Origin of the sequence: Gluconobacter aidae, assembly GCF_009547075.1 — a bacterium.
Taxonomy (GTDB): domain Bacteria; phylum Pseudomonadota; class Alphaproteobacteria; order Acetobacterales; family Acetobacteraceae; genus Gluconobacter; species Gluconobacter aidae.
In genome coordinates this window covers 1-10,619 of record NZ_WIPH01000052.1, presented here as the reverse complement: position 1 = coordinate 10,619, position 10,619 = coordinate 1, and the positions used below count along the sequence as shown (strand labels likewise).

Here is a 10,619-nt window from a genome sequence, read left to right as displayed (position 1 = left end):
CTGAAGTTAGCCGTCGATCGATCCAAGATGTACCGAACTCGTTCGACGGTTCGTTGTAGTTCCGGCGCAAGCGCAGCGACGGCACCCTTCTCTTTGTTCGCCTTGTCCTCAGCATCGGCGCGACGCTTGTTCAATTCGGTGATCCAGGCACCAAGGAGTGCCCCACCAGCACCGAACAATGAGCCTGCAAGTGGCGTAATGTCCTGCCAGAGGGCCACGCCCCCACAAAAGAACAGGCCGACCGAAACGGCCATATGCGGATTTTCTTTGATGTGTCGTGCGACACTCTTTGGCGCGAACCCGTTGAGCTGCTTGTCTAAGTCCGCCATTGCGCCTCTCTCGTCCTTTAAAGCTATTATAGCGCACACCTCATCAAAAAATGGATGTCGTTGTCGAAGCAACTCTGAACCATCTCGACTGATAACTTTGGTGCGATATGCTGCAGACCCACCCTTCTAAGTCTCGTAGACATCGATTGGGATGACAATTTTAACCGTTCCACCAGAACTAAACTGCACTCCGCCAGCGGCCCAAATCCATAGCTCAACTTCGGACAAGCTACGTCTGCTCTGCCGAGATGCTTCTTGGAGAGAGTATGTCCAGCATGAGGGCGACCGCCGTCCGTCTGTTACGTCTGATAGGTGAGTAGACGACTTAAACTGATGAATTGGGATATCGGCCTTCTGAGAAAAATGGAAAAAGGCCAATACTCAGAAATCAGGATTCATCTCGTAGCAACGCCCAGCGTTCATGGTCACACCATTCCCCATTTATGCGAAGATAACGGGGTGAGAAGCCTTCATTACGGAACCCCAGCCTTCGAACCAGCGCTATAGATTTCATATTCCCAGGCTGAATGTTTGCTTCCAGGCGGTGTAGTCCGACGTCATCGAAAGCAGCCTGTACCGTCAGGCGTACTGCTTCGGTCATCAAGCCACGTCCAGAGAACTCTATCATTCCATAATAGCCCAGATATGCATTCTGAAAGCCACGCATGAAAATCTGGCTGAGATGGGTGATGCCTACAATACGTCCAGTATCCAAATCGCGCGCAACAAACCCCATATTGGCGCCTGACATCTGTTCATTGAACCACGTATCAAAGCCTTCACGCGTTATGAAGGGGTGAGTCCAGGGGGCGTGATAAGAACGGCTCTCTATATTAGCTTTAATAAGGTCAACTGCATCTTTCCGACAGACTTTGCTCAGCAATATTTTTCTCATAGTCGGCTGTGCGTCCACTCACTGCTAGAAACGAAAGATAACAGATCGATTGTTATCCTATTTATGAAAAATCCGCCCGTCCGTTTTCGGGGAAACAGGAACTACCGTTTATGTCTCACATGAGGCGTAAGCAGCAGGTCTGCTTACGCCTACATATTGGACATTAAGTCCAACAATCTGGCGTCCGGATAGCGGACAGACCGCAACGAGTTCTCAGTTTACCGCCTCTTACATCGAATTGCCGATCTTCCATAATGGTCAGTTAGTGGTATTCGCAGGAGAATTATCTGACCACATATCTCGATGAATCTTCCATTTTCCATCCTGCTTGAGCAAAATGATCGTCTGTTTGCCGCGCTCGATAACCTGACCTTTGGTATCAAGCATCTTGATTTGGGAGAGGCTGGCTGCGGTGTTTTCGCCGCTATAAATCTCGTAGTGATAGAATGTAGCACCGCCAACGAGATCAGGTCGCAAGGTCTTCTCAAAATAAGCGAGAATGGCAGCGCGGCCGGAAATTGGGTCTGCGTTGGGCGGCAGCAGCCTGGCGTCATCAGTGTAGAGGCGCGAAATTGCCTCAAGATCACCTTTGGCGAGATCGGCAGCAAACTGCTCGGTCACAGCCTTTACGGCAGCCGCATCCGGCGATTGCGTGCTGGTAGCCATGGCAGGAGCGCATTGCAGAACGAACGCCATCGAGGCGCCCAGAAAAGAAGAAAGCGGTTTTGTAAATCTCATCGCAAATATCCCGGTGATAAAAGCTCGTTGAAGCGATCGGCACTGTGTTTCAAAGCTGCGAACAACCGCCATCGACCACCAGTTCTGTGCCTACAACGTATTGGGATTCATCGCTTGCGAGGTAGAGAACGGCGGCAGCGATTTCTTCGGCCCGGCCCATGCGCCCAAGAGGAACGCTCGCAGCGAACTGTGTTTTGAAGTCTTCCACTTCGGCTTCAGAAAGACCGATCTTGTTCAGAAGCGGCGTTTCGATCCCGCCAGGTGCTACCGCGTTGACACGGATTTTGCGGTTGAGCAGTTCATAGGACCAGCTTCGCGCAAAAGACCGGACTGCTGCTTTGGCTGCTGCAACCAGCGACAGCCCATGCTTGCCGGTTTGGTCGATGAACGAGGTCGTCAGAATGACGGATGATCCCTCACGCAGCACAGGGAGCGCCGCCTGCATCGTCAACACGGCGCCTTTGACGCTGACATCCATGACGTCGTCATACTGACCTTCATCAATTGACTGTAATGGGGTCGGAATGACGTAACCGGCATTCACAAACAGAATATCGAGCCCGCCGAATGCCTTCTGGACCTTGTCCGCAACGGATGTCATGGCGTCGACAGACCGCACATCGGCAGCCAGAACCAGTGCCTCTCCACCCAGTTCTGCATGCACATCAGCGAACCGGTTTTCATCGCGACCAGTGACAGCAACGCGGGCCCCTTCTGCGATAAACCGCTTTGCTGTCGCAAGGCCAATACCGCTCGTACCACCCGTGATGAGGGCAGTCTTTCCCGAAAGTCTCATATCAGATCCCCATAGTAGAAAAACGTGACAGGCGTCCCGGACGAGATCACCGTTCCCATTGATCCTAGCAAAACAGATAATGACCTAAAGGACATATTTCCCTCTCTTTAAGTCATATCGTTTCAATGCCTTACATATGGCGCAAAACAAGGGAAATAGGTCCTTTAGGAAATTCTCACAGAGCACTACGTCTCAAGACCGTCTGCAACAAGCCCTGAGGGGCAGAAGACATGAGGAGACGGAGATGCCTGAAATTTTCGATGAAACCTTCCCGAAAGAATTGACCGAGACAGGGAGCGCGCGGCGGCGCATGATGCTCATGGGAGGCTCTGCGATTGCAGCAACGGCGGCAACGCGCCTTCTGCCGGAAAGCGCACGGGCGGCTGTGCTGGGGACAGCCGAAAAGCCCATCGATTTTCTGTTTGCGATTTATCCCAACGGGACACTTCTCGATTTTGCCGGCCCCAATGAAATCCTGTCACGTATTCCTAACACAAATGTTCGTTTTGCCAGTCCTGAAGGCGGTCTAGTTACTTTGGAAAAAGGCGTTGTCTTTGGACCGACGGAAAAACTTTCCGATATCGACAAAGTCGATGTCATTTGCGTGCCTGGCGCCCTGAATCTTTCGGCCATGATGAAGCCGGAGATTCTAGGGCATGTAAGGCGTCTGTCTGAGACGGCGAGATATGTGACCTCCGTCTGTACGGGCTCGATTATCCTCGCAGCTTCAGGTGTTCTGAAGGGGCGGCGGAGTGCTTGCCATTGGGCATTTTTGAACGTGCTCAAGGACTATGGGGCCATTCCCGACCCCGCGCGTATTGTGAAGGACGGACGCTTCATGAGCGGCGGCGGGGTGACGGCCGGTATTGATTTTGGCCTAGCGATCGCTGCTGAACTTCGTGGAGCGCAGGCCGCTCAGGAAGTGCAGCTTCTTGTGCAGTATGATCCGCAGCCACCTTTTCATGCTGGCAATCCTGCAGAGGCTCCTCCGGCAATTCGTGACGTGGTTTATAAGAAACTGCCGGGCTCTCAGAACGGCCTGATGCGTCCGGTTCTTTAGTCTGTAGAGACCAGATACGCACCAGAAAATGGTGCGTATCTGGTTCAGGCCGAATGAGATGGCAGAGTGTTGTCGGCGATCCATTCTCCGTGAAAGCCAAACGGCACCCGGACGGGCAGGCGTATCGTAGCGACAGGCTCCCCAGTAAAATCCTGAGCATCCAGAATAACGACATCACTCAGATTTCGGGCCGCATCATACACATAAGACATGATCCAGCCTTCATCTTCGGCAAGTGCTTCTGGCTTGCGCACAAAGATAGGCTCCAGCGTCATGCGGTCGGGTCCGTAATGATGGATTTCCGTACTTCCTCGTAGCATGTCGTGTTTCATGGCCGGCCCAAAGCGCACGTCCCCCCCCCAGTGGGCTGTATAGCCGAAGCGATAGGACTTACCGCCGAACCGGGCATTGATCCGTGGAAACTCAGTTCCGTGATCGTCAAGAAGCGTCTCGCTCAAGCGCCTGGAGCGTCGGTCTAGCGTCCAGCGGACGAGCGTGGGGGAGCCTTCGTTTGGGCCATTGCGATCGCGTTCAAACATCCGGGGATGACGCACGAGATCTATGATGGTCAGGTCGCCATCGTCATAGGCATTCACGAAATGGAAAACAAAGCAGCGTGGGGCTTCAAACCACTGAATGTTCGTGACGTCTCCGTTGCGGGGAAGCAGTCCAATCCGCGCATCCCGTCGCTCATCCCAGAGCCAGGGGAATTTCGCCTTCGCATGTTCGGGCTGAAACGTGACAGGCAGATCGGGGATGACGATGAACGACGCGGTAAATGCCATATCATGGATCAGTGGAATATGGGGCAGATCGATCCGCGCTTTCGTTGTGGCATATCCGTTCTGATCGAGCGAAATATAGCGAACCGACTGTCCGGGTTCATAGGTGAGAGCGTGCTGTTCGCCGGTTATGGGATCGAACTTCGGATGGCCGGTGAAGCCGGCTTCAAGAGTCCCGTTGAAATCCGCACGCGCGAGACTTTCCAACTCGTAGTTCAACTCGACTGGAAGGCTGCCCGCCTCGACAACAGCATAAAGTTTTCCTCCAACACTGGTAAAATTCGTGTTCACGCTGCCATCGCGCCGACCGACGCCAGGCCCTCCGAGCGGAGGCAATTTCAGAGCGGCAACCACGGACGCATCCCTGACATAACGGCTGCGATACCACTCTGCCCTTCCCTCCCGCAGACATAAGCCATGCGCCATGCCTGATCCTGAAAACCAGTGATATTGCGCAGGGTCTGGAACACTGGCGGGGTTGGGACCGATACGTAGCAGGCGGCCGTTCAGGGCTTCAGGAATATGGCCGATTACTTCCAGATCGAAAGCGGTCGTTTCAGCCTCGATCGGTTTGAAATTATTGGCGAGATAGGACGCCCCAGAAGGCGTGGGAGCTTGGAATTTCGGAATCAGAGTCATGACAACGTCCCATGTGATAGATCATCACATCGTCATTCATTGATCCGATGTCAACTTAAATGTTATATGTCATCACATGAAGCAAATCGTAGACGCAAAAACCTCCGGTTCTCGCAAAACCTATCATCATGGTGATCTGCGGAAGGAATTGCTTGATGCCGCCCTGATGGAAATCGCCACTCATGGGGCGCAGGGTCTTTCCATGGCATCGCTGGCGCGCAGGGCTGGCGTGGCTCAGTCAGCGTCCTATCGCCATTTCAGCAATCGTGAAGACCTTCTTGCCGCTGTCGCGACGGAGGGATTTGTGCGCTTCACCGAAATGCTTCTCGAAGCCGCGTCGAATGGAGATGACGTGACTGCGCTAAAAAGGATGGCAATTGCCTACCTTGCTTTTGGGGAAAAAAATGTGGAGCTTTACCGCCTGATGTTCGCATCGGGACTGGTTCCAGGAGCTGGATCCGATAGCGCCCTCAAACGTGCTGCGACCTCAAGTTTTCAGCCGCTTCTGGAGCGCGTCACAGCTTCAAATCCAGAGTCCTCGCTTATATCGGCCCATGTCAGGTGGGGGCAACTTCATGGGCTGGTCATGCTGAAGGCCGACGGGTTTATTCATGATCCGACGGAGGCACTGATGGGCGTCCTCTCTTTTTGAGATCATGCCCTCGGCATCATTCACAAAGTGCTGTCCTGACGACCCGCCCGTCGGATTGCCTGCGGCGGGTGGCCGTGGAGTTTGACGAACGCGCGGCGCATGCGCTCCGGATCGGAAAAACCCACGGATTTTGCAATCTGCTCAATTGGCTCCGACCCGCTTTGCAGGCGGGCACAGGCAGCTTCTACGCGCAGACGTTCGACCGCTCTGGCCGGTGTCTCGCCCGTCTGACCACGAAAAGCGCGCCCGAACTGGCGGACGCTTAACCGGGCCGCTTCGGCCAGACGTTCGATCGGAAGCGGCTCGACCAGGTGGTCGCGTGCGAATGCCAGCGCCATGCGGATACGGTCCGATTCCGGTTCCATCTGGGACATGGCCGAGAACTGTGACTGGCCGCCAGAGCGCCGATAGGGGACGACAAGTTCACGTGCCACGTCACGTGCGATTGCGATACCGTGGTCGGTTTCGATGAGGGCCAGTGCCAGATCGATCCCTGCGGAAATCCCTGCGGAAGTCCATACATTGTGGTCCGAGATGAAGATACGGTCCGCATCGACCCTTATTTGGGGATAGCGCTGTTGCAATTCTGGTGCGAGACGCCAGTGGGTTGTTGCTCGACGGCCGTCGAGCAGTCCAGTTTCTGCAAGGAGGAATGCGCCGGTGCAGACACTTGCGACGCGGACGGTTCGCGCCGCAAGGTCCTTTGCAGCAGCGATGGTGCCGGGGTCTTGGAATGCCCCGATCTCTCCACCAATGAACAGAATAGTGTCGAAAGCCGTGTAGAGGCCGAGTTGCGTGTCGATGGGCACTCCCGAACTGCCAACGACGGTGCCTCCAGATTCAGAGATGACCGTCAGCCGGTAGGCCCCACTTTTAATGAGGATATTCGCCTCTTCGAATGCTCCCAGTGGGCCTGCGAGATCGAGAATGCGGTGATTCGGGCAGATAAAAAAGCCAACGTGATGCATGGTCCTTATTTAAGGGAAAACTAGAATTCGGGCCATATATTTTTCTTGAACGACCGAAGCTTAGGGCCTTTCAAATCAGGAAGCGCCTTGAGACTCATATCCGTGTAGGCCCTCAGAACGCGATATCTGTCCAACGTAGCCGAGTTCTCGACGCGCCGCGCTGTCATCGATGACGAACTCCCGACCGATCATCCGCATCATTGAACGCGAGATTGGAGGATCGCCCTCCTGCCGCGTGAAGCTCCAGGCGGCATCCATGACGCGACCTATCATAGTGGCGACCCAATAGGGTATGGAGTGCAGCTTATCGACCGATAGTCCTTGGACAGTCGCCAGCGACGCGATGAATGCACGGAACGTCGTCTGTTCCTGGTCGGCGATAAAAAAGGCCCGACCGCCCTCTCCAGACTTGAGAGCTAGTCCGATGGCTTCAATCACATTGTCTACGTGGCAGGTAGAAAAGGCATATTCGCCGCGATCGATGAAGGCGAATTGCCTGGATTTTATCGCTCGAGGTAATGCGTTGCTGAATGGATCTCCGGGGCCCCAGATAGCTGGAGGGCGAAGCGCGATCGTACGGAGAGCTGGCTTGTCGGCCGCCAACACGAGCGCTTCGGCCTGGGCTTTGCTCGCGAGATAAGCGGAGAAGTGGTTTGGGAATGTCGGGGCACTTTCATCGACCTCATTTGTGGGATGCCCTGCTTCATCCATAACAATCCCGGCGGCGCTCATGAAAATGAAGCATTTCGCCCCCGCTTTCTCAGACGCCGCGAGTAACGTGACAGTGCCGTCTACATTGGTCCGAAAATAAGGCTCACGAGGACCGGAAAACCGAAACATGGCGGCCGCATGGACGACCGCATCGATCGTTGGCAACGCGAGAGGCTTCGCGCTATCCAGGTCGGCGTCCACCGGCAAAGCGCCCAATGCACGCAGCGCAAGATGCGATCCTTGTGAGCGCGTCAGGGCGAATACCTCATGCCCGGCCTGCACGAGCTTTGGGAGCAGGCGGCTGCCCAGGAATCCCGTGCCGCCTGTAACGAGAATCTTCATGGCGGTTCACCCTTCATCTAGGCGCCGGGAGTGGGAATTATGGCACCGTCACAAATATTTCCATCGGACCTGGTGCACGTTGCGTTGCGAACACTGCAAAATATTACGCAGCATTTTTTGGCGCATGTGCAATAACGATGCTCAGGATATCAGCTGATTTTCATAGCACGATTAACCGTCACGATTGTCTGCCTCACCTAGGTTCATGGCTTGGAGTGCAGATCGGCCATCCCGGTTTCAATATTCACCGGTACCGAGACATGCTCATGCACAATAAACCAACGACCAGCGATTTTGCGATATACGTCTGTGACCCGCGCGGATAGATCCACATTGCCGCCACCTTTCTGTTTGCCGGAAAAATGCTGGATCATGTAACCGTAAGCCAGATCTCCACTCACTGTGATATTCAGATTTGCAATTTCGAGGTTGGCTGGCCCATCGAAGGATGCAAAATAGCCTGCGACATTTTTCTCCCAGGCTACTCTACTGAGATATTGGCGAGGAGGAACGACATCGAAAATCACCACATTCGTGTTGGGTTCGTAAAGTCGCATGACGGCTGCAACGTCTTTTTCATGGTTGGCTTTGATAAGACGATTCTCGAGCGCCTGAATGGCCGTCACATCGATTGGCATGACGTCTTCGGCTACGCTCTTGGTTATGCTTGCTGCGACCAACGGGAGGCAAATCCCGATCATCGAAAATGCTTTTACGATCATGATGATTCGATTTTTCATTGCGATGGTTATCTCAGGGCAGTTCAGAGTTGACTTTCTACCGGCAAGATCTTCAATTGCTTGCAATTAAGTATCTCGGTGATGAAGACCGTGGCTCATTGTAGATTTTTGTCACTACGTCTCAAAGGACGGATTACCCTCATAAAAGGTCATATCGACCAGAAGGATATTTAAACACTTAATCGGAAATAGGAGGCTGATTTTGTATTCAGCGGGCTGCTGAGGAAGCCAGTGATGTCCAGCGCAAGCACGAAACACTCGAACAGGATCTCAGCTATTTCTCCGTTTCGCGCAAAACCTCTCTGTCCCTATAGCCTAGCCGCTCAAGGAATATGAAGCGGACAGGCGAGATACGCCTCAAATCAGACATATCTTGCAGGTGATCAGCGCGCGACAAGCAGACATACTTTGTCAACAAGCCAACCTCGTTTTATTATAGCTGATGTTAATTAATGGCAGAGTACTTCGAATGCGCATTGCTGTTATTCTCGCCACCCTCTTGTCATATTCGATTGTCGCAACTGCCGCTCGAGCAGATGAAGCAACTATGCTTCCAAAGCTCGATCTGAGCGGCTCCTTTGCGACCCGATCTCCCTGGATGCTAATGGCGACGCGAGGGGCACCGACCCCAGACCCAAGCGGCCTCGAGCCTTCTATTCCAGGCGTTATTACACTGTGCCTTCAGAAGAGCGAGCATCCGAGCTGTGAAAGTGTTCTGCTGAATACGTCACCCACCCGCCCCGGAGACGACCCGGCGTGGGCGACCACGCGGAACGTGGATCGCATCGCAATCCTCTCTCTGCCCCTTGGGAAACGTTTGCTTGTGGAGAGCTCTGGTCCACATGGTGTCAATGGCAGCCATTGGATAATGACGCAGGTGCTAGCCTACGACCGCAGAGAGGATCGGTTCCAATCCCTGTTTGCGCAAACGGTTGGTAGTAACAACAATCAGGAGATCCGTGTCATCGAACACGGTCCCATGGCGGGCGGCATCGTCATAGCTGAACCGACTACAGACGCGCCCTATGGATACTGGATCACGGTCCTTAGCCAAGACTCCGCAACCTACCGAGCAAGGATACGTTTCCGGAGCGCAACGCATTATGGCGACGGTAATCCGCTCGCCGTAATTGATGCGGAAATGCCCGGGATTCTTCGCCGTCTTGGCAAACCACAGCCTTTACCGAATTCCTCGACGGCTTGCCCCGTCCCGCATCTCTATAAAGGTGCTTTGTGGTGCACAAGTACGCCTCAAAGCAAACAATAGCATCATCTGGGCGAAGAAGCGTTTTCCTGGAGGGGGCGATCTAACGATGGGACGGCACACAATAGGATATTAGCCGCCTGACCGTTTGCGCCTCATACCGGGCGTACAAAATCTCTGTGCTCCTGTTTGCAAAGCAGACATTGCAAGATTGGATATAGATGGTCCACCAAGACCGCGGAGACGACGTTCAGATGCGGACCGTCAAGACTTGCAAGGAAACACCTTTTTCACGACGATGATCTGACAATCAAAAATGGCCAAATTTACGCTTGGCGATCTCAACCTGAATTTTTGGAATGAGACATATCGTCATGAAGATCGGACTGAATCATTTGGATTTCGGGCGGAGAACTAAGACGACCTGTTTTGCAGCAGTGTCGCAGGGATCAGCATTCCCATAACAGAAACGACAGCCAAAAGACCTCCCACAATGGCAAGTGTAAGTGACAGGTCAGTGATCTGAGCGTTGAACCCGAGAACGGCAGGACCGGCCAGAATCCCTGAGTATCCAAGGGTTGTGATGGCGGAGACAGCAAGGTGTTCGGGCATATAACGCTGTCGTCCCACTGCTGAGTAAAGGATTGGAACAACATTGGAACATCCTGCTCCTACAAGGGCGTAACCAAATAGAGTGAGCTGCCATATAGGTACGACTGTAATTAGGAGCATTCCAAAAGCAGCTAATAAGCTTCCGCCGGTA

General features: G+C 53.6%; 10 protein-coding genes and 1 pseudogene. 2 read left to right on the top strand and 9 right to left on the bottom strand.

The features are described 5' to 3' along the window. The 4 genes from GFJ39_RS12890 to GFJ39_RS12875 form a co-directional block, all read right to left on the bottom strand. Nucleotides 1-329, bottom strand: a 329-nt coding sequence (locus tag GFJ39_RS12890; protein WP_153431762.1) for a hypothetical protein, incomplete at its 3' end; no start/stop codon positions are given. 388 nt (nucleotides 330-717) lie between these two features. Continuing rightward, on the bottom strand, nucleotides 718-1,212 hold the full coding sequence (locus tag GFJ39_RS12885; protein ID WP_233736081.1) for a GNAT family N-acetyltransferase: 495 nt from the start codon (nucleotides 1,210-1,212) through the stop codon (nucleotides 718-720). Nucleotides 1,213-1,482: 270 nt separating this feature from the next. Beyond that, nucleotides 1,483-2,034 (bottom strand): YybH family protein, encoded by a 552-nt coding sequence (locus GFJ39_RS12880; protein ID WP_153431759.1) that lies wholly within the window; start codon nucleotides 2,032-2,034, stop codon nucleotides 1,483-1,485. Next, entirely contained in the window at nucleotides 2,012-2,758 is a 747-nt protein-coding gene (locus GFJ39_RS12875) for an SDR family oxidoreductase (RefSeq protein WP_153431757.1), read from the bottom strand. The genes GFJ39_RS12880 and GFJ39_RS12875 overlap by 23 nt, the downstream gene beginning before the upstream one ends. A 244-nt stretch (nucleotides 2,759-3,002) precedes the next feature. Between GFJ39_RS12875 and GFJ39_RS12870 the strand changes: the two genes are divergently transcribed. Further along, nucleotides 3,003-3,818 (top strand): DJ-1/PfpI family protein, encoded by an 816-nt coding sequence (locus GFJ39_RS12870; protein WP_153431755.1) that lies wholly within the window; start codon nucleotides 3,003-3,005, stop codon nucleotides 3,816-3,818. Nucleotides 3,819-3,862: 44 nt separating this feature from the next. On the opposite strand, the gene GFJ39_RS12865 is transcribed toward GFJ39_RS12870, so the two are convergent. Beyond that, nucleotides 3,863-5,239 (bottom strand): carotenoid oxygenase family protein, encoded by a 1,377-nt coding sequence (locus tag GFJ39_RS12865; protein ID WP_153431753.1) that lies wholly within the window; start codon nucleotides 5,237-5,239, stop codon nucleotides 3,863-3,865. A gap of 76 nt (nucleotides 5,240-5,315) precedes the next feature. On the opposite strand from GFJ39_RS12865, the gene GFJ39_RS12860 reads away from it, so the two are divergent. Next, nucleotides 5,316-5,891 carry a TetR/AcrR family transcriptional regulator gene (locus GFJ39_RS12860; RefSeq protein ID WP_153431751.1) on the top strand — a complete coding sequence of 192 codons (576 nt, stop codon included), beginning with the start codon at nucleotides 5,316-5,318 and terminating at the stop codon, nucleotides 5,889-5,891. A 20-nt stretch (nucleotides 5,892-5,911) separates the two neighbouring features. Here the strand turns inward: GFJ39_RS12860 and GFJ39_RS12855 are convergent, their stop codons facing one another. The 4 genes and pseudogenes from GFJ39_RS12855 to GFJ39_RS14330 all read right to left on the bottom strand — a co-directional run. After that, nucleotides 5,912-6,859, bottom strand: a complete 948-nt coding sequence (locus tag GFJ39_RS12855) for a GlxA family transcriptional regulator (protein ID WP_153431750.1) — start codon at nucleotides 6,857-6,859, stop codon at nucleotides 5,912-5,914. Between the two features lie 75 nt (nucleotides 6,860-6,934). Continuing rightward, nucleotides 6,935-7,912: an NAD-dependent epimerase/dehydratase family protein gene (locus GFJ39_RS12850; RefSeq protein WP_153431748.1), complete on the bottom strand. Its 978-nt coding sequence runs from the start codon at nucleotides 7,910-7,912 to the stop codon at nucleotides 6,935-6,937. A gap of 203 nt (nucleotides 7,913-8,115) precedes the next feature. Then, entirely contained in the window at nucleotides 8,116-8,718 is a 603-nt protein-coding gene (locus tag GFJ39_RS12845; protein ID WP_153431746.1) for a YybH family protein, read from the bottom strand. A gap of 1,552 nt (nucleotides 8,719-10,270) precedes the next feature. Beyond that, nucleotides 10,271-10,619, bottom strand: a pseudogene (locus GFJ39_RS14330) (MFS transporter); the annotation flags it as partial.

Coding starts and splice junctions, on each gene's coding strand:
- GFJ39_RS12880 (WP_153431759.1), bottom strand. CDS start 2,034: ATGGCGGTTGTTCGCAGCTTTGAAACACAGTGCCGATCGCTTCAACGA.
- GFJ39_RS12870 (WP_153431755.1), top strand. CDS start 3,003: ATGCCTGAAATTTTCGATGAAACCTTCCCGAAAGAATTGACCGAGACA.
- GFJ39_RS12875 (WP_153431757.1), bottom strand. CDS start 2,758: ATGAGACTTTCGGGAAAGACTGCCCTCATCACGGGTGGTACGAGCGGT.
- GFJ39_RS12855 (WP_153431750.1), bottom strand. CDS start 6,859: ATGCATCACGTTGGCTTTTTTATCTGCCCGAATCACCGCATTCTCGAT.
- GFJ39_RS12865 (WP_153431753.1), bottom strand. CDS start 5,239: ATGACTCTGATTCCGAAATTCCAAGCTCCCACGCCTTCTGGGGCGTCC.
- GFJ39_RS12860 (WP_153431751.1), top strand. CDS start 5,316: ATGAAGCAAATCGTAGACGCAAAAACCTCCGGTTCTCGCAAAACCTAT.
- GFJ39_RS12850 (WP_153431748.1), bottom strand. CDS start 7,912: ATGAAGATTCTCGTTACAGGCGGCACGGGATTCCTGGGCAGCCGCCTG.